The sequence below is a fragment of the Nonomuraea sp. NPDC052265 genome (genome assembly GCF_044547985.1).
Classification (GTDB): Bacteria; Actinomycetota; Actinomycetes; order Streptosporangiales; family Streptosporangiaceae; genus Nonomuraea.
The window spans coordinates 87,794-108,933 of the sequence record NZ_JBIUBJ010000009.1; the positions used below are offsets into that span (position 1 = coordinate 87,794).

Annotated in this window: 22 protein-coding genes; 2 read left to right on the forward strand and 20 right to left on the reverse strand. The window is 68.7% G+C overall.

Features of this window, described 5'->3' with window-relative positions; translation table 11 throughout:
• Window positions 1–240: 240 nt before the first annotated feature.
• From ACIHAD_RS26090 to ACIHAD_RS26135, 10 genes are all read right to left on the reverse strand, one after another.
• Window positions 241–1,731, reverse strand: coding sequence for a mannitol dehydrogenase family protein (locus tag ACIHAD_RS26090; protein ID WP_397357246.1), 1,491 nt, complete (start codon window positions 1,729–1,731; stop codon window positions 241–243).
• Window positions 1,728–2,690, reverse strand: coding sequence for a carbohydrate kinase (locus ACIHAD_RS26095; protein ID WP_397357247.1), 963 nt, complete (start codon window positions 2,688–2,690; stop codon window positions 1,728–1,730). The genes ACIHAD_RS26090 and ACIHAD_RS26095 overlap by 4 nt, the downstream gene beginning before the upstream one ends.
• On the reverse strand, window positions 2,687–2,875 hold the full coding sequence (locus ACIHAD_RS26100; RefSeq protein WP_397357248.1) for a hypothetical protein: 189 nt from the start codon (window positions 2,873–2,875) through the stop codon (window positions 2,687–2,689). The genes ACIHAD_RS26095 and ACIHAD_RS26100 overlap by 4 nt, the downstream gene beginning before the upstream one ends.
• A gap of 135 nt (window positions 2,876–3,010) precedes the next feature.
• The gene (locus tag ACIHAD_RS26105; protein ID WP_397357249.1) at window positions 3,011–3,646 is read right to left on the reverse strand and encodes a DUF47 domain-containing protein; all 636 of its coding nucleotides are present in this window, start codon (window positions 3,644–3,646) and stop codon (window positions 3,011–3,013) included.
• Entirely contained in the window at window positions 3,646–4,614 is a 969-nt protein-coding gene (locus ACIHAD_RS26110) for an anion permease (RefSeq protein ID WP_397357250.1), read from the reverse strand. Before ACIHAD_RS26110 ends, ACIHAD_RS26105 begins: the two co-directional genes overlap by 1 nt.
• Before the next feature lie 174 nt (window positions 4,615–4,788).
• Window positions 4,789–5,478 carry an HAD family hydrolase gene (locus tag ACIHAD_RS26115; RefSeq protein WP_397357251.1) on the reverse strand — a complete coding sequence of 230 codons (690 nt, stop codon included), beginning with the start codon at window positions 5,476–5,478 and terminating at the stop codon, window positions 4,789–4,791.
• Window positions 5,475–6,200 (reverse strand): glycerophosphodiester phosphodiesterase, encoded by a 726-nt coding sequence (locus ACIHAD_RS26120; protein WP_397357252.1) that lies wholly within the window; start codon window positions 6,198–6,200, stop codon window positions 5,475–5,477. The genes ACIHAD_RS26115 and ACIHAD_RS26120 overlap by 4 nt, the downstream gene beginning before the upstream one ends.
• A gap of 78 nt (window positions 6,201–6,278) precedes the next feature.
• Entirely contained in the window at window positions 6,279–7,613 is a 1,335-nt protein-coding gene (locus ACIHAD_RS26125; RefSeq protein ID WP_397357253.1) for an ABC transporter substrate-binding protein, read from the reverse strand.
• Between the two features lie 49 nt (window positions 7,614–7,662).
• Entirely contained in the window at window positions 7,663–8,538 is an 876-nt protein-coding gene (locus ACIHAD_RS26130) for a carbohydrate ABC transporter permease (protein ID WP_397357254.1), read from the reverse strand.
• The gene (locus ACIHAD_RS26135; protein ID WP_397357255.1) at window positions 8,538–9,518 is read right to left on the reverse strand and encodes a carbohydrate ABC transporter permease; all 981 of its coding nucleotides are present in this window, start codon (window positions 9,516–9,518) and stop codon (window positions 8,538–8,540) included. Before ACIHAD_RS26135 ends, ACIHAD_RS26130 begins: the two co-directional genes overlap by 1 nt.
• Window positions 9,519–9,596: 78 nt before the next feature.
• On the opposite strand from ACIHAD_RS26135, the gene ACIHAD_RS26140 reads away from it, so the two are divergent.
• Window positions 9,597–10,436, forward strand: coding sequence for a DeoR/GlpR family DNA-binding transcription regulator (locus ACIHAD_RS26140; RefSeq protein WP_397357256.1), 840 nt, complete (start codon window positions 9,597–9,599; stop codon window positions 10,434–10,436).
• An 8-nt stretch (window positions 10,437–10,444) separates the two neighbouring features.
• Here ACIHAD_RS26140 and ACIHAD_RS26145 read toward each other — a convergent pair whose 3' ends face one another.
• Together ACIHAD_RS26145 and ACIHAD_RS26150 are read right to left on the reverse strand one after the other, a co-directional pair.
• On the reverse strand, window positions 10,445–10,666 hold the full coding sequence (locus tag ACIHAD_RS26145; protein WP_397357257.1) for a transposase: 222 nt from the start codon (window positions 10,664–10,666) through the stop codon (window positions 10,445–10,447).
• 113 nt (window positions 10,667–10,779) lie between these two features.
• A complete protein-coding gene (locus tag ACIHAD_RS26150) occupies window positions 10,780–11,904 on the reverse strand; it encodes an FAD-dependent oxidoreductase (protein WP_397357258.1) in 1,125 nt (374 codons plus the stop codon).
• A gap of 308 nt (window positions 11,905–12,212) precedes the next feature.
• Here ACIHAD_RS26150 and ACIHAD_RS26155 point away from each other — a divergent pair, with 308 nt between their 5' ends.
• Window positions 12,213–13,826, forward strand: coding sequence for a thiamine pyrophosphate-dependent enzyme (locus ACIHAD_RS26155; RefSeq protein WP_397357259.1), 1,614 nt, complete (start codon window positions 12,213–12,215; stop codon window positions 13,824–13,826).
• 178 nt (window positions 13,827–14,004) lie between these two features.
• Here ACIHAD_RS26155 and ACIHAD_RS26160 read toward each other — a convergent pair whose 3' ends face one another.
• From ACIHAD_RS26160 to ACIHAD_RS26195, 8 genes are all read right to left on the reverse strand, one after another.
• On the reverse strand, window positions 14,005–14,850 hold the full coding sequence (locus tag ACIHAD_RS26160; protein WP_397357260.1) for an SAM-dependent methyltransferase: 846 nt from the start codon (window positions 14,848–14,850) through the stop codon (window positions 14,005–14,007).
• A 227-nt stretch (window positions 14,851–15,077) separates the two neighbouring features.
• Entirely contained in the window at window positions 15,078–16,877 is a 1,800-nt protein-coding gene (locus ACIHAD_RS26165; protein ID WP_397357261.1) for an ABC transporter ATP-binding protein, read from the reverse strand.
• Window positions 16,874–17,359 (reverse strand): hypothetical protein, encoded by a 486-nt coding sequence (locus ACIHAD_RS26170; protein ID WP_397357262.1) that lies wholly within the window; start codon window positions 17,357–17,359, stop codon window positions 16,874–16,876. The genes ACIHAD_RS26165 and ACIHAD_RS26170 overlap by 4 nt, the downstream gene beginning before the upstream one ends.
• The gene (locus ACIHAD_RS26175; RefSeq protein ID WP_397357263.1) at window positions 17,359–17,508 is read right to left on the reverse strand and encodes a hypothetical protein; all 150 of its coding nucleotides are present in this window, start codon (window positions 17,506–17,508) and stop codon (window positions 17,359–17,361) included. The genes ACIHAD_RS26170 and ACIHAD_RS26175 overlap by 1 nt, the downstream gene beginning before the upstream one ends.
• 67 nt (window positions 17,509–17,575) lie before the next feature.
• On the reverse strand, window positions 17,576–17,755 hold the full coding sequence (locus tag ACIHAD_RS26180; RefSeq protein WP_397357264.1) for a hypothetical protein: 180 nt from the start codon (window positions 17,753–17,755) through the stop codon (window positions 17,576–17,578).
• 95 nt (window positions 17,756–17,850) lie between these two features.
• Window positions 17,851–18,723 (reverse strand): ArsR/SmtB family transcription factor, encoded by an 873-nt coding sequence (locus tag ACIHAD_RS26185; protein ID WP_397357265.1) that lies wholly within the window; start codon window positions 18,721–18,723, stop codon window positions 17,851–17,853.
• A 51-nt stretch (window positions 18,724–18,774) separates the two neighbouring features.
• Window positions 18,775–19,209: a S26 family signal peptidase gene (locus ACIHAD_RS26190; RefSeq protein WP_397357266.1), complete on the reverse strand. Its 435-nt coding sequence runs from the start codon at window positions 19,207–19,209 to the stop codon at window positions 18,775–18,777.
• 427 nt (window positions 19,210–19,636) lie between these two features.
• Window positions 19,637–19,828, reverse strand: coding sequence for a hypothetical protein (locus ACIHAD_RS26195; RefSeq protein ID WP_397357267.1), 192 nt, complete (start codon window positions 19,826–19,828; stop codon window positions 19,637–19,639).
• Window positions 19,829–21,140 lie beyond the last annotated feature (1,312 nt).

Here is a 21,140-nt window from a genome sequence, read left to right on the forward strand (position 1 = left end):
TGCGGCTGTGCAACGTAGTGGTATTCGTTGATCATTCCTGTGACGACGGGTCTTCGGTGGATGGATCGTAGGTCGTCGAGGTCGGTCATGTCGCAGACAGGCTGGGTGGCGATGTCCGGGGGACGTTGGTCCCGCACTGGTGGAGTCGGCTGTCCAACTGTCGCGAGTTGTGCGGCGGAAGGAGCCCGATGACGACTGCGGGCGCGACGGTGGTTCGGCCGCGTCAAGGCGTGCGCGGTGTCACAGCCGGTCTTCCCACTGCTCGACGGTGGCTCGAGCCCCGATGCTGTGCAGGCTGTCGAGGGCCCTGACGTACGGTTCGGTGAAGGCGGGCTGATGGCGGAGGTCGCCGAACAAGGTCTCGTCCTTGAGAAAGGCCAGGGGGTCGGCGAGCCGGCGGGCTGCCCGGTCCGCCAGGTCGGTCCGACGTCGGTCGACCACGTCGATCGGCTGTCCCTGCTCGTCAACTCCTTCCGCGTACCTGGCCCAGCTCGCGACCACCAGGGCGGACCGCCGGACGTCCTTGCCTTCCGCCAGGCGGGCAAGGGTGACGGGCAGGAGGAATTTGGGGATGCGGTCGGAGGAGTCGGCGCACAGCCGGGCCAGGGTGTCGCTGATCTCCGGGTTGGAGAAGCGCTCGATGAGCTGTCTCTTGTACGCCGGAAGGTCGACGCCGGGTACCGGCCCGAGCGTCGGCGTCGCCTCCTCCTCCATGTAGGCGCTCAGGAACCGGACGAACGAGGGGTCGCGGCAGACCTCGTGCGTGAACCGGTACCCGGCCAGGTAGCCGAGGTAGCACAGGGCCTGGTGGCCGGCGTTGAGGAGGCGCAGCTTCATCAGCTCGTACGGCTCGACGTCGTCGACGAACTGGACGCCGACGCGTTCGAGCGCGGGCCGGCCGGAAGGGAAACGGTCCTCGACCACCCACTGGCAGAACGGCTCGCACACCACCGGCCAGGAGTCTTCGACGCCGAACTCCTCAAGCAGTCGTCGGCGGTCTAGGCGGGAGGTGACCGGGGTGATGCGGTCCACCATCGAGTTGGGGAAGCTGACCTCGCGGTCGATCCACTCGCCGAGCTCCGCGTCCCTGAGGCCGGCGAAGGCGCTGAGCGTCCGCTGCGCGACCCGGCCGTTCTGGGGAAGGTTGTCGCACGACATGACGGTGAACGGCTCGGTTCCGGCTGTCCGGCGTCGTGCGAGCGCCTCGGTCAGGAAGCCGAACGCCGAGGTCGGCTGCTCGCCGTGGCGCACCTCGGCGAGAACAGCCGCGTCGGCTTCGAACTCGCCCGTGCTCTGGTTCACGTGATAGCCGCCTTCGGTGATCGTCAACGAGACGATCCGTACGGCGGGATCGGTGAGCGCGGCGAGCACCGCTTCGGGGTCGTCGGGCGCGAACAGGTAGTCGATCATCGAGCCGATGACCCGGGGGCGGGGAGGGCGGTCCGCCTCCTTCTCCACCAGCGTGTAGAGGGTGGACTGTGCCCGTAGCGCGTCACGCATGGACACGTCCTCGGCACGAACGCCCACGCCGAGGATGGCGAACCGGCCGGCGTCGGGCTCACCGAACGCGTCGGGCTCGCCGAACAGAGCGTCGAGATACATCGCCTGGTGCGCGCGGTGGAATCCGCCCACTCCGAGGTGGACGATCCCGGCGCGAAGTTCTGACCGGTCGTAGCGCGGCACGGGGATCCGCGCCGCGATGGCGGGGAGGTTTTCGGGGGAAAGTCTCATTCGGCTTCCTGGGGTTGGTCGTCTGTGGCGACGGGGAGGCTGGACCTGAGCTGGGACAGGTACGGTGGGTCCGCCCCGCGACGGGTGACCGTGATGGCGGCGGCCAGGGCGGCGAAGGCGCCGACGGCCCGCAAGGTGTCCTCGGGGAAACTGCCGGGTCCGCGCGACACGTCCGCGAGATCGAGCTCCAGGACCTTGTAGAGCAGGCCGGACATGTAGGCGTCGCCCGCGCCGATCGTGTCCACCACCCGCGCGGGGACCGGGGGAACCCGGACCAGGTGAGCGCCGGAGGCCAGCAGGGAGCCGTCGGCTCCGGCGGTCAGCCCGACGAGCGACACCCCGAGCCTCAGCAGCGTTCCGACCACTTCACCAGGGGTGAGACCGGGATAGAGCCAGGACGCGTCCTCATCGCTGAGCTTGACGATGTCGGCATGCGCGCAGAGGTTCTCGAACTGCCTCCGGACCTCCTGCCGCGGCGGCAGCAGCGAGGGCCGGATGTTCGGGTCGAGGCTCACCACAGCCCCGCGCTGTCGTGCGGTTTCCAGGATCTCCCTCACCCGGGAGGCGCCGGGCTCCAGGAACAGCGCCAGCGAGCCGGCGTGCAGGAGGCCGGCCTCGGCGACTGAGACGTCCGTGTGCAGGTTCCAGGTGACGTCCAGGTCGTAGGTCGCCGAGCCGTCGGCCGCCGGCCTCGCGGTGGCCACCGAGGTGCCGGCTCCGGCCTGCCCCGCGGACACGACCTCCACGACCGCAGTTCGGAGATGAGCGAGGATCTGATCCCCGTAGCCGTCCGCTCCCAGCGCTGTCACGAACTGGACCGGCACCTCAAGCCGTCCGAGCGCGACAGCGACGTTGAGCGCGGAGCCGCCGGGCGTCACCGATCCCTTCCCGGCTGGACCGGCGATCACGTCCATGACCGACTCACCGATCACGACGACGGCCGGGGGTTGTCGTGTCACGCCATCGCCTCCTCGTGCCGAGTCGGCGTGCCGGCGCCGATGACGCGGATCGCGGTCGCGCCGGGAGTACGGGTGCTGCCGGTCGCCGGGTTCCCCATCGCCGCCACGGGTCCGAGGCCGCGCCGGCGCAGGGGGGAGAGGATCGTCAGCACGCCGGCTCGCGTCGTGCCGTCCTTGGTCGTCAACGGGGATTCCTTACTGTGGAGGTCGCCACTGTGGAGGTCGCCGCTCTTGGCGAGCGAGTCGACGGTGGACGCGGGGCGAAGTCGATCGACGCGTCGAGAGGTTCGACGGCAGCGCAGGTCCGCCGGGGCGGACGATCACTGGAACCGTTTGACCACCCCGTCCGCCAGCGCGTCCGCGGCAGTGGCCAGATGCATCCCCGCGGCGTCCAACCGCCACAACAGCAGAGTCGTCTTCAGCGTCTCGGCGGTCAGCGGGCGGGCGAGCAGCGCGGAGACCGCGTGCTGGTACGCCGTCCGCAGGCCTTGCTTCTTGGCGTGCAGGGCACGTTCGGCGGCCTGCCGGGGTGCGCGGGGCAGCAGCCGGACCGCGTCGCCGAGTTCGCCGACCCCCCGGGTCAGCGCGGCGAGCACGGGACGGAAGGCGTCCTCGTCGCCGAGCGCGAACAGGTCCGCCTCGCGGATGAAGTCGCGTACCGCGTCGAGCACGTCATCGACGGACCGCGACAGCCGGAACAGGTCCTCCCGGTCTATGGGTGAGCTGACGCTGCGGTGCAACTGGGCGACCAGCAAGCCGCGCCGGGTGTCCCCCTCGTGCTCGATCTCGCTGATCCGGCTCCGGGCGATGTCCGGGGGCAGCTCACCGTCGGCGAGCGCGGACGCCAGCGCGACGCCGTCCTCGGCCGTGGAGAGCTGATCGAGGATCAGCCCGGCGAGCACCTGGTCGTTGCGTCCTGAGAGCTCACGGAACAAGTGGCGGAGACGGACCGGCATCAGCGGATCACCTCCAGGGTCAGGCACCCCACCGCACTGACCGCGAACGCCGCCGGCAGGGTCAGCAGCCAGGCACGACCGAGTCGCGCCACTCCTCGCCAGCGCACCCGCCGGGCTCCTCCGGACAGTCCAGTGCCCACCATGGCGCCGGAAAGGGACTGGGTCATGCTGACCGGAGCCCCGAGCGCGGCGGTGCCGAGGACGACGCCCGCGCCGGACAGTTCGGTGACCACCACCGCATCCGGGCGGCCGCTGGTCAGCCGCCCGGCCAGCGCCGCGGCGAGCCGGGGCAGCCCGATCATGCCGCCCACCAGGAAGCAGCCGGTGACGGTGGCCAGTGCCAGCGGTGACACGGCTTGCGCGGCCGGATTGCCGCTCTGCACAGCGGCCCAGACCGCCAGCATCTTCTGGCCGTCGTTGGCGCCGTACGCCAGACAGGTCGCGATGAGCGCGCCGACGTGCAGCCGCCGCAGCCGCCGGCCCGCCCCCTCCGGGGCGGGCAGCGCCCCGACCATCTTGGTCACGGCCAGGGCGGTGAGGGCGCCGGCCACCGGCGACACGGCGGCGACGAGCAGGACGAGCCCGATGACCCGCCAGTTCACCGAGGTCTGAGCACCGACTCCGGCACCGGCGATGCCGCCGATCAGGGCCAAGGTCAGGCTGGTCGGCAGGCCACGCGCGGACAACGCGGCGGTCACCAGGATCGCGCCGCCGACTCCCGCGGTGACGGCGGCACCGGCGTCGGCGCCGTCGAAGGCGACCAGGCGCTGGCCGAGGGTCGCGGCCACCGCCGTGCCGAGGACCACCGGGGCGGCGGCGACCGCGGCGGCGAGCAGGACCAGCCCGGTGACCGGCCGGAACGCGGGAATGCGCAGGCCCATCCCGACCAGAGCGCCGGCGTCGTTGAAGCCGGTGAAAGCGGCGAAGAGAGCGGCCAATGCCAGACCTCCCCAGCTGATGTCCACCATCGGCATCTCCTCACAGCTTCGCGCGGGAACTTCGGGTACGGGCCACCACGCCCGGCTCGCCACCGGCCACAGGCCGGCGATGATCGGCTGCTCTACGTGCTGTCAGGGTGCGCGACGGCAACACCTGCATGGCCCGCTCGGCCGAGCCTCACCGCCCTGGACGTGTCCGTCTGCTCAACCGGTCCGGGAGGCCAGCAGCGAGATCAGCCGATCGACGGTGACGGTCTCCAGCGGAACCACCACGGCACCGTGGCCGTCGGCCAGGGCCCCGCCGTCCTCGGGCACGGCCACGACCAGGCAGCCCGCGGCCAGCGCCGCCGCGATGCCCTTGGAGGAGTCCTCCAGCGCCACACAGTTGCGCGGATCGACGCGCAGCCGTTCGGCCGCCGTCAAATACGCCTCCGGATGCGGCTTCGGACGGGTCACCTCGTCGCCGCAGACCACCGTGTCGAACATGCCGGGATCGAGCTGGGCCAGCACCTCGTCGACCAGGACACGATGGCTCGACGTCACCAGCGCCGTGGGGATGCCCTGCCGGCGGACGGATTCCACCACCGCCTGGGCGGCCGGCCGCCACGGCACCCCGAGGGCGAACAACTGCCGGGTACGTTCCAGCAGCCACGCGGCCGACTCCTCGACGTCGGCCTCGACGCCCAGATCCTCCTGGACGATCCGGGCGGTGTCCCGCAGATTCCCGCCGACGACCCGACGGCGGGTCTCGATCGACAGCCGGCCGCCGAGCATCTCGGCCAGATCGGCGAGGCTGACGTCCCAGAGGGGTTCGCTGTCGAACAGCGTGCCGTCCATGTCGAACAGCGCCGCCTCCAGCGGACCGGCGCCCGCGGCAGCCGTGCCCGCCGTCATCGGTCGGCCCCGGCAAGCCATCGCCGCAGCGTACGGGGATCGTCGCTGGTCGTTCCGTCCACGCCGAGTTCGAGCCAGTGCCGCAGATCATCCTCGTCGCGGGTGGGCCAGCCATGAACCGGGAAGCCCTCGTCGTGCAACTGCCGGACGATGTCGGCGGTCAGGCCTTCCCCGCCGCTGTGGATACGGCAGGAGCCGGTCTCCTCGATCAGCTTCCGGTAGCCGCCTGGATAGGCCTCGGCGCCGGTCCAGCTGGACACGATGATGCCCCGCGCGATCTCCGGCAGCTTCTCCGCCACGGCGACCATCGCCTCGACCGAGAAGCCGGTCAGGATCGTCCGCTGCGCGTAGTCAGGATGGTGGGGGAAGAAATCGACCAGGCCGTCGATGGCGGCCAGATCCTTGATCTCCAGCTGGATCAGCCGTGTCGTCGCCTGATACATCTGCTCCAGCGTGGGCACCCGCTCACCCCCGCCCACGTCGACCGAGCTGATCTTCGTCCAGGACAGTTCCGCGACCGGGCCGAGGCCCTTGCCGTCCGGCTCGGCCGCGACCCGGTCGAGGGTCGCGTCGTGCAGCATGAAGAGCTGCCCGTCGGAACTGATGCGTACGTCGGTCTCCACCTCATCGACGCCGACCTCCTCCGCCACCCGGTAGGACGCAAGGGTGTTCTCGGGTGCCTCGGCCATGGCGCCGCGGTGTCCGACGATGGCAAATGTCACGATGTTCCTTTCTCGCTGCAACTGATGCTTGTCAAGTGAAACCTCGTACCGTCGCCCGGCGGCACGAGGGGACCGACGTCAGGACACCAGCCGCCGATACTTCGGCAGCACGCGCCGGATGGCCGGGTCGAGCTTCAGCGCCGCTTCACGCAGCACCTCGCCCGGGTGGGCGCCGGAGGCGTACACGGTCTCCAGCGCGATCACCATCTCGGCGACCGTCTCGTTCACGTACCGGCGCATCACGTCCGGCTGGCGGGCGCGGCTCAGCTGATCCTGGGCGGTCTGGTACGCGGGCGTCGCGGCGTTGCGCTTTTTGATCTCCGCCGAGTTGAGGGAAGTGGAGGTCACCGGCAGGTAGCCGGTGTTGAGGCTCCACACGGGCGCGCCCTTCTCGATGAGGTATTTGATCACTTCCCAGGTCGCCTGTTTGCGGGCCCTGGTCGCGTTGCGCATGACCGCCAGCCCGCTGCCTCCGGTCGGGACGCCGGGCGCGTCCTGCTCGGGCAGGAAGGCGGCACCGATCTCGAACGTGGCCGCCTTGAGCAGCGAGCTGAGCGCACCGGTGGAGTTGCAGATGGTCGCCGTCACGCCGGCCGCGAAGTCGGCGTTGATGTCGCCGGCCAGGTAGGCCATCCGGTCGTCATGGATGAACGCCCGGTCGAACTCCAGGGCGGCGACGGTCTGTTCGGAGTCGAGCCTCGGCGTCATGCCGTCGGAGTAGCCGCCGTTGAAGGCCCAGGCCGAGCCCTGGAAGTACCAGTCGTCCTTGCCGCTGTAGCCGCGCATCTTGACCGGCGAGCCGCGGTACTTGAAGCCCTTGAGCTGACGGCCCCACTCGCGCAGCTCGGTGAACGTCCTCGGCCCGCGGTCGGGCAGTCCGGCGCCGGCGAAGATCTCCTTGTTGTAGTAGAAGAGCGGCGTCGAGCGAGCCCAGGGTAGCCAGTAGACCTGGCCTCGGACGGTGCCCTCGGCCAGGAACCTCGGATGGAACGCGTCGGGGCCGAAGTCGGCGTCGAAGTAGCCGCTCAGCGGCTCCAGCGCCTCGGCGAGGAAGTAGCGGTTCCAGTACACGTCGCTGAGCGTGACCAGGTCGGGCACCTGCGCCAGGGCGAAGCTGGCGGCCAGCTTCGAATCGAGCGCGGGGTATCCGGGAAACAGCTGGATCTCGCAGAAGATGTCCTGCTGCGAACCGTTGAACCCGTCGATGACCGACTGCAGGACCTCGGCGTTGTGGGCGGTGAACGCGCTCCACAGCACCACCCGCCGGCGGCGGGCGAAGTGCGCCGGCACCTGCCCGCTCACCTGGGCGTAATCGCCGGTCTGGCGGCCGACACAGCCGGTCAACGCCAGGCCGGCCGCGGCCGCGGTGGCGCCGGTCAGGAGCCGGCGGCGGCTGAGACTGGTCTCGGTCACACTGATTCCCTTCTGATCGAACCGGATCGCAGGTTCGTGATCGTGCCGATCATCGGCGGACCACGCCGCCGGCGAGGCCGGCGACGATGTAGCGCTGTGCCAGCAGGAAGACGATCGCCATCGGCAGGATGACGAACAGGGTTCCGGCCATCAGGGCGCCCCAGTCGTTGATGCCGTCGTTTTCCTTGAGGTAGAGCAACCCGATCGGCAGCGTTCGCATGTTGACCGAGTTGGTCACGATCAGCGGCCAGACGAAGCCGTTCCACTCGTCGATCACGGCGATCAGCCCGACCGTGATGATCGCCGGCCGGGACATCGGCACGATGAACGAGATGATCGTGCGCAGATGCCCGGCGCCGTCCAGCTGTGCTGCCTCCAGCACCTCCCGCGGAATCGACCGGAAGAACTGGTAGAGCAGGAAGGTGCCGAAGGCCGACGCCACGCCCGGCAGGATCAGGCCGGCATAGGTGTTCACCAGGTTCAGCCGGCCGACGGTGATGTAGTTCACCAGCAGCGTCACGTGCCCCGGCACCATCAGCGCGCCGAGCATGAAGATGAACAGCCAGCGCTTGCCCGGGAAGGGGAGGAAGGCGAAGGCGTACGCGGTGGAGATCGCCAGCACCACCTTGAGCACCGTCCCGATCGCGGCCACCACGACCGAGTTGATCAGGAACTGGCCGAACGGGGCCAACGTCCAGGCGTTGACGAAGTTCTCCAGGGTCAGCGAGCGCGGAATCAGCCGCAGCGGCCAGCTGTTGATGTCGGCGTTGGTCTTGAACGCCGTGCTGACGAAGAGGTAGAGCGGGATCAGGAAGATCAGGGCCGCGACCACCAGGGCGATCGCGCTCCACCAGCGCGTACGCCGAGCGCCTGCCGGTTTGTGCGGAGTGACCTCGGTGGTGACCGGGGTTGGCATGATGGTCATCAGTAGTGCACCCTCCGCTCGACGAACCGGAACTGCAGCACGGTGATCGCCATCAGCACCACGAACATGATCATCGAAGCCGCGCTTGAGGTGCCGACGTCGGTCCGGCCGAACGCCGCGTCGTAGATGAACCAGCTCAAGGTGGTGGTGGACCCGGCAGGACCGCCGCCGGTCATCATGGCGATCACGTCGAAGGCCTGAAAGGCCGAGATCGTCTGGGTGATCACCAGGAAGAAGGTGGTGGGGGAGAGCAGCGGGAAGATCACCCGCCGGAACTGCGTCCAACGGCCGGCACCGTCGATGCGGGCCGCTTCCAGCACCTCGGCCGGAATCTGCTGGATGCCCACCAGGTAGACGATCGCGACGAAGCCGAGTCCCTTCCAGATGGAGACGATGATCAGCGCCCACAGCGCCCATGAGCCGTCGGTCGTCCAGGCCGGCGAGTTCGCGCCGAACGCGTCGAACACCAGGCGGCTGAGGCCATGATGGGGATCGAAGATCAGCAACCAGATGGTCGCGATCGCCGCTCCGGACAACACGTGCGGGGAGAAGGCCAGCGTCTGCACCACTGCGGTGCCCCGGATGCGCTGCGCGAACAACAGCGCCAGCGCCAGGCCGAGCACCAGGGTCACGACAACGACGACGACGACCCACACCAGCGTGCGCAACAGGACCTCGGGGAAGGTCCAGTTGCTGAACAGCGCCTGGTAGTTGAGCAGGCCCACCAGGTCGGCCTGCGGCGAGATGAAGTCCCAGGTGGTGAAGCTCAGATAGATGTTCTCGATGATCGGCCAGTAGGAGAACACCGCGATCAACGCCAGGTTGGGCAGCGCGAACGCGGCGAACAGCAGGTACCCGCGCCGGCGTCGGCGTACCGCCCCGAGTCGTCGCTCAGAGGCCGTTCCCCCGGGATCGGCCGGCCGGCGGGCGCCGACCGACAGAGCTGATCTCGAACCGAGATCGCTTGCTCCACTGCTCACGGGCTACCACCCATCCGCATCGACGACGAAACGCTGGCGACTTTACTGAAGGCCAAGCGATCGGCTCTGGTCAGACGGATGCGAATCTGTGATTATTGCGCGAACGTTTCGAACAGCTATGCAAGGGTGCAAAACAGGATGTCAAGCTCGTTTCAGGGCCGTGCCTTCGATCGTCAGCAGCGCATCCTCGGCTACGTCCGGAACGAGGGCCGAGCGGTCGTCTCCGAGATCGCCGACCTGTTCGCCATCTCGCCCGCGACCCTGCGCAGGGATCTGCGCACGCTCGAAGCGCAGCGGCTGATCGTCCGTTCCTACGGCGCCTTCTACCCCACCGACATCGGCCGCTACGAGACGCCGGTGGAGTACCGGCACAAGGCCCGGTCCGAGGAGCGGCTCGCGATCGCCGAAGCCGCGGTCGCCCTGATGGCCGACGTCGGCACGGTGCTCCTCGACGAGGGTGCGCTGCCGGAGGATCTCGTCGGGCCGATGCGCAGGCTGCAGCGCATGACCGTGGTGACCAGATCCCTGACCGTTGCTGCCGAACTCGGCAGCCACACTGATCACGATGTGATCATTGTCGGCGGCCGGCTACGACCGGCGACAATGGGCACCGTTGACCGGTGGGCGACGGCCATGCTCGGAGAGCTGAATGTCGACCTGGCGTTCATGGGCGCCAACGGGGTGTCGATCGACCGCGGGCTGACGACTCCGGACCCGGCGGTGGCGCAGGCCAAGGCGGCGGCCATGCAGGCGGCCCGCCAATCCGTGCTGTTGTGCGAGCACACCCGATTCGGAGTGACCAGTTTCGCCAAGTTCGCCGACGTCGGGCAGCTGGCCTGGGTCGTCACCGGAAAACAACTGTCTCGATCATCCGCGCAGCGCTACGGCGCAGCCGGCCCCAGGGTGCTGCGCGTCTAGTGAGGTGACTACGAACGTTCACCGGGTTGATCACGCGGCTCTTGGACGAGGTCGGCCCAGTTCTCCCGCTCCAACTCCCGGATCCGCGCCCGCTCCGGCCCGGAGAGCGCCTGCCGCTCCTCCTGCGCGTCCGCGATCCGATGCCGGTTCACCCAGCTGCCCGGCGTGCCGGCGTTGATGTCGAACTCCAGCGCCACGGACGCGACCGTCCGATCGCCCTCCAGCACCATGCGGATGGCTTATTCCTTGAACTCCGGCGAGAACTGCCGAAGCCGCGGCCAACCGCAGATGACCACCGTCGGCAGGAAGGTCGCCGGCCTGGTCACCGCGTTCAGGCCCGGCGTCAAGGGGCGATCGACAACCTCGGATCGACCAGGCGCTCGTTGCGCGGATGGTGGACGTGGTATTCCGGCATCGGCACTGCGGGCGTCTGGCCGAACACTCCGGCCATGTATTCCACCAGTCCTCTGCATGTCTCGGGATCGAAGACCTCGTCGTCGCTCTCCTCGACGGTGCCGCCGATGACGACGTGGTCGTGGCGTGGGAACAGGTACCCGTTCTGGCCGTACAGGTATTCCAGGTTCACCTGCGGCCGCAACATCGCGAGCTGTCCTCTGTACGAGATCATCTGGTTGTCGTTCCACAAGTCCTTCGCGCCGAGCCCGGTGCAGTTGATGACGACCTTCTGCGTCAGGGACGTGAGCACGTCCGTGCTGTTGATGAATCTCCGGCTCACGAACGTGACGCCGCGCGCCCTCAGGTCGCGTTCCAGTCTGGGGATGAAGATCGGCGGTTCGACGAGCAACGTCCGGTACCTGTATCCGGAGGTGTTGTGCCCTTCGAACGGCAGGCGCTGGAGGTATTCGCGCGGCGGCAGCAGTCCCGGAACGAGGTCGTGCACCACGTCGATGCCCGAGGTGGTGTTGACGCTGTAGTTGTCGACCTCGGAGACGCCGAAGCCCTTGCCGATGCTTGCCTTGAACATCGTGTAGGCGGTCCTGAGGATGTACTGGAACTCCTGCACCTTGGCGAAGTCCTTGGAATACTCCAGGATCGACGCGGCCCATTGGCCGCCCGCCTTGTACGACGTGGTCTCGACCGGCTTGCGGTCGGAATAGATCGTGACGTTCAGCCCGAGGTCGAGCAGCAACGTCGCGGCGGTCATTCCCATGACGCCTGCGCCGATCACCGCGATCTCCCTTTCGATGATCCCGGTCTCGGCCTGGCGTTTGAGAATCATGTCCCGCACCTTGGCGGCGCAGCCCCAGCTCAGCGTGATGCCTCCACCGCCGTGGCCATAGTTGTGGATGACGAACTTGTCGCCCAGCACCTCTTTGTCGAGCCGATAGGAATTCTTGCGGTAGGGCCTCAGACCCGCGACACACGCGCCCGGTTGATGGGGATCGAAGGCGAAATCCGGGGTGGGCAGGTCAGGAAGTGTGCTCACTCCACGCTCGTCCAGCAGCATGTCCGGCTCCGGTGATCAGACGCTTGGCCATCGGTACGCCTACCCGCGCAGGAGACCGGCTCTTCCCGCGGACTCCAACGCTTGACCGGCCTCTAGGCGACTGTTTCCAAGGCGGCGACGACGTCCGGCCATGCCGTATACGAACGTCTTGACCTGCGAAAACACCCGTCCTGAGTAAGGCCAAGCCTCGGCTCTCTCGCGTTAGCCCGGCCGGCTGCGCGGGTAGGCGTCCCAAGCACGGCCGGACGATCCGTGCCCGTCCCTTCCGACTGATCTGCCGTACGGCGGGCATGCCCAGGAGCGTCATCGTGCCCTTCACCGTTGCCGACTACATCCTCAAGCGGCTGAGCCAGCAACAGGTCGACACCCTGTTCGGTGTGCCCGCCGCGTACGGTGCCCCGCTGTTCGACGCGGTGGGCGCGCACCACATCACGCCGGTCGTGACTGCCACCGACCTCGAAGCGGGATACGCGGCCGACGGTTACGCGCGTACGAAGGGCCTCGGCGCCGCCGCGGTGGCCAACGGCGTCGGCGTGCTGAGCATGATCAACGCCATCGCCGGCGCGTTCGTCGAGCGCAGCCCGGTCGTCGTCGTGAACGGCGGCCCGAGCGCCGCGAACCTGGCCGGCCTGAAGGACTTCGACGTCCTGTTCTCGCATTCGACCGGCCAGCCCGACGGAGACCTCAACGCCTACCGGCTGGTCACCGCGAGCGCCGCCCGCGCCGGGCAGGCCGCCGACGTGCCCGCACTGGTCGACAGCGCCATCTCGACGGCGATCAGGAAGAAGCGGCCGGTCTACATCGAGATCGATCGGACCATCTGGACGGCGACCTGTACGCCCCCGTCCGGGGCGCTGCCCGTCACCGATCCGGCGGCGGGCACCGAGCAGCAGCTCGCCGCCACGATCGTGGAGCTCGTTCGCGCCGCCACGAAACCGGTGCTCCTGCTGGGCACCGAGGTCCAGCGTTACGGGCTGGCCGACAAGGTCGCCGCCCTCATCGCCAACCTCGGTGTCCGCTGGTCGACCCAGGTGCTGGCCAAATCGGTGCTGTCCGAACAGGACGACGGCTGGGTCGGAGTCTTCGCCCCGCCGAACTGCCGGCCCCCCGAGGTCCGGGACGCGGACCTGATCGTGATGCTCGGCTGCGTCTTCCCCAGCAGCTACGCCACGTTCATCCGCGACAACACCGGCCACATCGTCACCGCCTACGACGGCAAGGTGAAGATCAAGAACGGGAGCAAGCAGAACGCGGACATCACCGCCCTGGTGACCGCACTCGTGGCCGAGGCGGCGAGGGAGGCACCGGTGCCCATACCCGCGGCCGTCGACCCGGCCCCGCCCGCCGCCACCGGTCCGCTGACCTACGCCCAGGTGTTCGACCGCGTCGGTGCCGCGCTGGACGATTCATGGCTGGCGATGCCCGACACCTTCCTCGGCGGTGCCTCGGCGGCGAACCTGCCGGTCAAAGGCCGCGACGGGTTCCTGAGCAGCGCCGTGTGGGCCTCCATCGGCCATTCCGTGGCCGCCGCCGTCGGCGCGTCCTTCGGGTCGAGCAGGCGCCCCCTGGTCATCTGCGGCGACGGCGGCTTCCACATGACCGCCCAGGCGCTGTCCACGTTCGTACGTTACGGCCGAAACCCCGTCGTCGTGGTCATCGACAACGGCATCTACGGCCTGGAGCAGTACCTCATCGACTCGGACTACTTCGACAACCCCAGCGTGACGCCGAAGCCCTACGTCCTGCTCAACCAATGGGACTTCGTCAATTTCGCCGACGCCCTCGGCGTCCGGTCCACGTACTCCGTGGACACGGCGGCAGAGCTCGACCAGGCGCTCGCCACCGTGAAGACGTCGTCCAGCACCCCGGCGCTGATCGTCGCGAAGGTCGACTCGCGCGGCCTGCCTGCGGTGTTGCCCTGAACCGCCGTCCAGGCGTGCGTGAACCGTCTTGTTCGCATCCGACCAGCGCGAACCCGCCGGGCGCGGGAGTGAAGTGGCGGGTGCGCAGAAGGTGCCGGACGGTCGTCGCGCTGATGTGGATGCCGAGCCGTACCAGATCCCCGTGTATCCGTCGGTGGCCCACGATCGCGCTCAAGGGTCAGGCCTTGACTGCGAGGCCGCCGTACATCGAGACCATGGAGTCCTCCACGAGCAGCGCCTGGTCGTCGGGCCGCCACCGGTGCACCGGCACCACACCCGGCTCGATGAGGTCGAATCCGGTGAAGAACTCCTCGATCTGCGCTCTGGTACGGGCCTTGGACATGATGCCGCGGCGGTTGTACTGGCCGACGGCCTCGCTCACCAGCTTGCCCGGCGCGCTGTCGAGCGTGATGGTGGACAGGGCCAGGAAGCTGCCCGGCGGCAGCGGCTTCATCAGGTGCTCGATGATCGAGCGGACGGCGTCGTCGTCGCGGATGAAGTGCACCACGGCGATCAGGCAGAGCGCGACGGGACGGGTGAAGTCGAAGGTGTCGCGGACCTCGGCCGAGTCGATGATGGCGTCCGGGTCGTTCAGGTCGGCCTGGATGTAGCGGGTTCTGCCCTCCGGGGTGCTGGTGAGCAGGGCACGTGCGTGGACGAGGACGAGCGGGTCGTTGTCCACGTAGATGATCCGGGCGGCGGGGTCGGCCTGCTGGGCCACCTCGTGCAGGTTGGGCGAGGTGGGCAGCCCGGTGCCGATGTCGATGAACTGGTCGACGCCGCGCTCGGCCGCCAGATGGCGGGTCACCCTGACCATGAAGTCGCGGTTGGCGCGTACGGACGTCGGCATGTACGGGGCGATCTTGATGACGTCCTCGGCGGCCGTGCGGTCGGCCTCGAAGTTGTCCTTGCCCCCCAGGAGGTAGTCGTAGACGCGCGCCGAGTGCGGCACGTTCGTCTTGAGATCGACCCTCACTTGCCGGTCGCCGGCCACCCCCGCACCTCCATGTTGATCAACTGCCATGTGCCCCACGTTAGCGGGATTCAGGGGTCCGGATCCGGCGAATCCCACCGGAAACAGCAACATCCTGATATATCGCGACGACCTGTTCCCATGTGGGCAAGGGGATGGGGCGTTGAGGCCCGACGGCGGTCGTGTGGAGCGGCTGCGAGTCGGCCACGGGCCCCGCAGCCCTCACTCCGCCGCACGTGACCGAACCCGAGTCGAAGGCCGGTCCCGGCCTGTCGCCTTCAGCGGACCTCGACGGCGTAACCGCTGGCCTGGAGGGTGAACAGGCGGGCGTACTCCCCGCCTGAGGCCATGAGCGTGGCGTGGGTGCCCTGCTCGGCGATTCTGCCCTCCGCCAGCACCACGATGAGATCGGCGTCCTTGACCGCGCTCAGCCGGTGAGAGATCAGCAGGCTGGTACGGCCGGCCCGATGCTCACGCAACCTCCGGTGGATGGCGTGCTCGGCCTCCGCGTCGAGCCCGGCGCTCGGCTCGTCCAGGACGAGCAGGTCGCGTTCGCCCCTGATCAACGCTCTGGCCACGGCGAGCCGCTGCCACTGGCCACCGGACAGTACGACACCGGCGGCCTCGGCCGCGTCGAGGAAGCGGTTGCTCAGCAACGTGTCATACCCGTACGGCAGGCGGTCCAGCGCCGTGTCCACCCCCGCCAGCCGCGCCGCCGCCCTGACCTGCTCGGGCGAGGCGCCCAGCGAGCCGAGCGAGATGTTCTCCGCCGCCGTGAAGTCGTAGGCCACGTAGTCCTGGAAGACCGCGGTCAGCCGGGAGCGCAGTTCGGCGGGGTCGGCGTCGCGCAGGTCCGTCCCGTCCCAGACCACCGCCCCGCGCGACGGGTCGTAGAACCGGCACAGCAGTTTGACCAGCGTCGACTTGCCTGCGCCGTTGAGCCCCACGAGCGCGACGCAGGCGCCGTGCGGGATGGTGAGATCCACTCCACGCAACACCCACGGCTGCTCCTCGCCGTAGCGGAACCAGACGTCTCGCACTTCGATCCCGGAGCGGAGCGCGGGCAGCGGGCGGGGCGGGAGCCGTACGGGAAGGTCCGGCGCGGCGGTGACGACGGCGCGGTAGTGGCCGAAGACCAGCAGCGCCTGGTGCAGCCGGGCGACCTGGGTGACCCCGCCGGACAACGTGCCCTGCACCCCGGCGACGGCGGCGGCGAAGACGGCCACGTCGCCCACGCCGAGACGGCCGCCGGCGATCGCCCAGAGCAGTCCCGCGCCGCCGATCGCCGCGCCGAGCAGGGCCAGCAGCCCGTGTCCCGCCAGCGCTCGCCGTTCCAGGGCCTGCTCCTGGTGGTTGACCGCGCGGATCTCGCCGAGGAGACGGTCGCGCAGGTACGCGCCGAGCCCGAACAGGCGCACCTCCTTGGCCGGCTCGACCTCGGTGAGCAGGTCGGCGTAGAAGATCTGGCGGCGCATCGCCGGGCTGACCTGCCAGTCAAGACGCACCTTGCGCCTGCTCAGCGACAGCTGCACCCCCAGCGACGGCAGCGCGGACAGCAGGACGACCGCGGTCATGGCCGGGCTCAGCGCCATGAGCGCGGCGACGAACCCGGCCAGCGTGACCAGCCCGCGCACCAGCGCCAGGCTGGGGGACAGGATCAGGTTGGCCGCGCCGGTCCCCGCCTGCTCGGCCAGCCTGAGCCGGTCGCGGAAGCGGGGGTTCTCGAACGGGCCGAGGCCGACGAAGGCGTTGACCGAGGTGAACAGGCGCTCGCGGGTCAGCAGGTCCATGCCGCGGCGCAGCCGCCCGTCGGTGTATTCGGTCAGATGCGGCAGCAACGCGGCGGCCAGCCCGACCACACCGAGCATGATCGCGGGCACCAGTACGGCACGGCTGCCCGCCATACCGTCCAGGATCAGCTTGGTGCACCAGGCGGCGGCCACGGGCATCGTGCCACCGATGATCACGGCGAGCACCGAGCAGACGGCGGCGAGCGGAGCGGCCCGCCAGGCCAGCCCCCACACCGTCACGGCCCGCCCGGCCAGCCGCAGCACGCCGGGCGAGACATCGTGGGTCATGCGGTGACGGGAGCGCCGAGCCCGGCCACGGTGACCGCGCGCGCCCTGACCCGTCCGGAGTCGTCGAGCAGGTAGAAGGCGGGGAAGGCGGAGTTGGGGAAGGCCAGGCAGACCGGCCCGTCGGCGGGTTCGGTGATCACGGTGGCGCTGCCGCGCAGCGTGTCCGCGTAGCTCTCCCCGCCGGGGCCGGACACGACGGCCAGCACCTGAGAGGGGGAGTAGCCGGCGTTGGCGACGAGCTGGAGGAACGGCGGCAGTTGCCCGGGGCAGGCCTGGCACTCGGTGTCGAAGAAGCCGATCACCGCGGGCCGCCCGATCCCGCGCACGTCGGGGACGGTCGAGCCCAACGGCAGCAGCGGCGGCCCCGAGGGCGCGGCGTGCTGCTCGGCGTGGCGCATCCTGCGGATCACCGCGAGCGTCAGCACCAGGTTGAGCGCGCTTACGACGCCCACGATGACCAGGGCTGCGATGACGTACGGCATCAGAGGTTCCTCTCCAGGAGAAGGTCGGCGAGGTCGTCGAAGAGCACGAGCACGGCGGCGCTCTCGCCGGTCAGTACGGCCACCGCGACCGGCGCGGCAAGGAGGACGAGGCAGAGCAGGGCCCCGCAGCCCAGCTCCAGGTACGGCATGGCACTCCGTCACAGGTGGGGTCCGCCCACGACCCCCATGAAGGGGCCGTGGGCGGGGTGTGGAGGATCAGCAGCACTCGTAGCAGGACACGTAGGTCGTGCAGTCCGGCCGCACGCAGGTCCACGCGCTGTGGTCGAGCCAGCGGTAGCACCAGCACTCGTAGGGGCACCCCCTGGCGTCCGCGGTGGTGGCGGGCAGCATGGCGCCGAGCATCCGGTCGCCCAATGCCCTCAGTGTGCGAGTCATCCGACCTCCTGGGTGAGAGGGGCTGTATTGGCCTGATCATCACCACCGGGTCAGGGGAGGGCAATCTTTTCGGGCCGCCACCGAATTGCGACAAATCAGGCACTGTATGTGAGAAGTTCGTGCCCCAGCGAGGTGAGCACGTGCCGCACCGCCCGGCCCTCGCGGTAGGTGTTCACGAGCCCCGCCAGCCGCAACGCCGTCACGTGCTCGGACACCGTGGAGGCGCTCACCGCCAGCGACCTGGCCAGCTCGCCGGTCGCCGATCCGCCGCCGATCGAGCGCAGGACCCTGGCGCGAGCCTGCCCGACGACCTGGGCCAGGGCGTCCACCGACGCGGGGCGCCGGGTGCCCTCGTCGCTGACCGGATAGGCGATGACGGCCCTGCGGTCGCCGTGGGGCGGCGCGAGCGCGAGAAAGCAGCGGCTGGCGCACATCAGCGGCGAGAACGCCACGCCCCCGTCACCGAGCTCCACCGGCGACGGGCGCAGGCCCGAGGTGTCGATCTGCAGGGTGCAGCCGTACCAGCTCAGCCTGGGGGTGAGCCTGGGCAGCGTGCGGCCGAAACCCCGCACGCAGATCAGCTCGGAGTAGCGGTTCACGTGCGCGCTCAGGCGGTGGCGTATCGCGTCCCACTCCGGGGCCACGCAGCTGACGTAGAAGGCGCGTAGCGCGTCGGCGACGTCGCCGAGACCGGGCTGGACGTCGAGCTCGTCGTTGAGCGTGCCCACCCCGGGCGGCAGCGGCAGGTCGGCCCAGAGGAAGCCGGACACGCTGTGCGGCGCGCGGTGGACACGTCGTACGAACGGCATGGCCCTGGCGGGCGTCCTGCGCGCCAGGTCCCGCCACGGCGATCCGGGTACGGCGAAGCCGGGATGATGCAGGCACAGGGCGGCGAACAGGGTGTGGTGCAGGGGGGAGATGATGAAGGTGGTCGCGGCCAGTCCTGCGGCGGAGAAGACCAGACGCATATCCCAGCCCCGTTGTCAGGAAATGTCCGGACATAATGGAGTATGCGGCTGTTAAGACGTACTAACAAGAGTGCGTAAGACCACCCCCAGAACGCGGTCAGCCGGTACGAGCCCCCACAATCTCGAGTCCGCGCTGATCTCCCCGTCGCCCAGCACCACGAGCTTTCCGGGCGGCACCGGGGAGGGCAGTCCGGGGCACTCCGGCGGCACCGGTTCACCCGGCAGCGCCGCGACCCGCTTGACCACCCACTCGGCGGCCGCGACCTCGGGCAGTGGTCCCTCCCGCCACCGCATCCCCGGCCCGATCGGCTCAAGCACCACGATCTGCCCGCGCCTGACCGCCTTCCCACGCAGTACCAGCAACCGGTCGCCGGGCCGCAACGCCGGCACCATGCTCTCCCCCCGTACGGTCACCACCACCAGCCGGCGCCTGGCGAGGAACACGACGACGACCAGCAGGGCGGCGAACACGGCGATCACGGGCATGGCGTGAGCGTAAGCGTCCGACCTGTGGGGCTCAAGGATTCGGATCACCGGAGGGGCTGAAGGCACCGAGCGGCCGGTGCCGGACCGCGTTTCGTGATCTCGCCTACGATGGACGTCGTCACCTCGGCGTCCGATGTCCTTGCCTGGACTGCTGGTGCTTCGGCGTCAGAAGGCGGTCCTACGCCAGGTGCACCGGGGGCGCTCCGAAACAGCGGACCGGCTGTGGTTCGCGGCACTCCCGCACCTGATGCCCCGTCGTCGCCGGGAAAGGTTTCCCCGCTGACCCCGGCGACTCTGCTGGCCTGGCACCCACAGGCGGCCTGTACCGCTTCGAACCCGTCGCAGAGCCCGCGCGTCGAGAGTGTCGCGCGACGGCTTGACGTCGGCGGTGTGATCCAGAGTGACGCTCATCGCGGTGGTGATTCGCTCAGTCGGGGGAGCGCAGGAGCATCGCCTCCACCTCGGCACCGGCATCGGCCGTGCAGACGTACGTGGGCCTTCCGGACGCCGGATCAACGTAGTACAGGCTCGCACGCTTGCCGCATCTTGAGCACCAGGCGTCAGGCCCGCCACCGAGTTCGGCCAGGCCGACCTTGATCTCTGGGATAACAAAAGCCATGCGGGCAGCGTAGGTCGGCATGGTCAGGACTTCCGTGGTGACAGCGCGTCTTGCGGAATCCATGCCCGTAGATTGTTCGACGCGGGAGGTGACGGGCCCGCCGGTGGGGCTGACATACGGAAGATGGGGGCGGCCCGGCGAGCCGGGGAATCGAGGCCGGCCGTGTGCAGGATCTCCAACGCCCCGAAGGTCACGATCGGAGACCTCCGACGAGTCAACCATCCCGGGATCGGCCGACGGTCACAGGTCGGTCGGCGGGTACCGCGCTGTCCCGGACGCCGCCGATCGGAGAAGGTCCACTCGTGCCCTACAGGTGGCGGTGCGCGCCGGGGTGACCGGAACGTCCTTGGGCCAGATGGCACTGGTGCAGGTCGAACAAACACCTCACCAACGGGTAGCCAGGCGACAACAATTCGCGACGGTTGCAGACGCCGCCCTGATTGCACAGGAAGATCCGAGCTGACAGTACTGTACGAAACCTGTCATCGAGGCAGGGTGCGCGTAAGGGATTCTCCGAGCCAGACAGTTTCCTGATTTGCTGCTCGTGTCGATGGGTGGCCATGACGCTTGAGTTCGGCCCGGTGGTGCATCGCAAGATGGACGATGCCGACGGCTCCAAAAGAGATCGGCCGCGATTCCTTCGAAAGTCTTGGTGATAGTGCAGCGAGTATCGCCTGGGTATTGCGGCTGGATCGCATGTCCGGGTATCGCGTGGAGGGTAGGCCGTCATGTCACCAGCAGGTGCAGCGGTCTGGTTGTGTCGCTGCAGGTCAACCTCTACGACGATCGAATATTCGCACTCAACAGGCCGAGATGGAGTGCTTTCGAGCCCCTGCGGCTCGCCAACGAGCTTGCCTGGTTTCTCTCTCGGCCGCCAAGGCATCGTGGCGCCCATCGCGCTCAAGGCTGTGAATATATTTGTATCGCAAACTCTTTATTCTGGCGCGTCCGCTGCGGCCTCGGTCGTACTGGGAACGTAAATGAAATTGCCGATACAGCGCACCTGCCCCCCTCTTCTCGTGCCCCGAAGAATCGGCTCATGAAGTATTTGACTGTGGGGTGAATTGGGTAATCAAGAATTCCTCTGTGATCTGCGTCACGCGGCCTTGGGTGATCTGCGGGTGTTGCAGGCGCGTGAGCTGCTAGGACAGCTGAACCGATTCGATCCGACCAGCCTCCTGCACCAGCTCTATCCAGGTTGTCAAGATCTATTTCTGGTTCGTCTCGTCTGTGTATATCTGTGACGTTCTTATGTGGCGCTTACGGGGTTGCGCCCAAGGCCCTTGGTGTTTCGGTCTACGGGGAAGTGCGG

Excerpts from the sequence above, each read along its gene's own strand:
- ACIHAD_RS26090 (WP_397357246.1), bottom strand. The coding sequence starts at position 1,731 with ATGAGACTTTCCCCCGAAAACCTCCCCGCCATCGCGGCGCGGATCCCC.
- ACIHAD_RS26105 (WP_397357249.1), bottom strand. The coding sequence starts at position 3,646 with ATGCCGGTCCGTCTCCGCCACTTGTTCCGTGAGCTCTCAGGACGCAAC.
- ACIHAD_RS26110 (WP_397357250.1), bottom strand. The coding sequence starts at position 4,614 with ATGGTGGACATCAGCTGGGGAGGTCTGGCATTGGCCGCTCTCTTCGCC.
- ACIHAD_RS26115 (WP_397357251.1), bottom strand. The coding sequence starts at position 5,478 with ATGACGGCGGGCACGGCTGCCGCGGGCGCCGGTCCGCTGGAGGCGGCG.
- ACIHAD_RS26130 (WP_397357254.1), bottom strand. The coding sequence starts at position 8,538 with ATGACCATCATGCCAACCCCGGTCACCACCGAGGTCACTCCGCACAAA.
- ACIHAD_RS26140 (WP_397357256.1), top strand. The coding sequence starts at position 9,597 with ATGCGAATCTGTGATTATTGCGCGAACGTTTCGAACAGCTATGCAAGG.
- ACIHAD_RS26145 (WP_397357257.1), bottom strand. The coding sequence starts at position 10,666 with ATGGTGCTGGAGGGCGATCGGACGGTCGCGTCCGTGGCGCTGGAGTTC.
- ACIHAD_RS26150 (WP_397357258.1), bottom strand. The coding sequence starts at position 11,904 with ATGCTGCTGGACGAGCGTGGAGTGAGCACACTTCCTGACCTGCCCACC.
- ACIHAD_RS26160 (WP_397357260.1), bottom strand. The coding sequence starts at position 14,850 with ATGGCAGTTGATCAACATGGAGGTGCGGGGGTGGCCGGCGACCGGCAA.
- ACIHAD_RS26165 (WP_397357261.1), bottom strand. The coding sequence starts at position 16,877 with ATGACCCACGATGTCTCGCCCGGCGTGCTGCGGCTGGCCGGGCGGGCC.
- ACIHAD_RS26170 (WP_397357262.1), bottom strand. The coding sequence starts at position 17,359 with ATGCCGTACGTCATCGCAGCCCTGGTCATCGTGGGCGTCGTAAGCGCG.
- ACIHAD_RS26175 (WP_397357263.1), bottom strand. The coding sequence starts at position 17,508 with ATGCCGTACCTGGAGCTGGGCTGCGGGGCCCTGCTCTGCCTCGTCCTC.
- ACIHAD_RS26180 (WP_397357264.1), bottom strand. The coding sequence starts at position 17,755 with ATGACTCGCACACTGAGGGCATTGGGCGACCGGATGCTCGGCGCCATG.
- ACIHAD_RS26185 (WP_397357265.1), bottom strand. The coding sequence starts at position 18,723 with ATGCGTCTGGTCTTCTCCGCCGCAGGACTGGCCGCGACCACCTTCATC.
- ACIHAD_RS26190 (WP_397357266.1), bottom strand. The coding sequence starts at position 19,209 with ATGCCCGTGATCGCCGTGTTCGCCGCCCTGCTGGTCGTCGTCGTGTTC.
- ACIHAD_RS26195 (WP_397357267.1), bottom strand. The coding sequence starts at position 19,828 with ATGGCTTTTGTTATCCCAGAGATCAAGGTCGGCCTGGCCGAACTCGGT.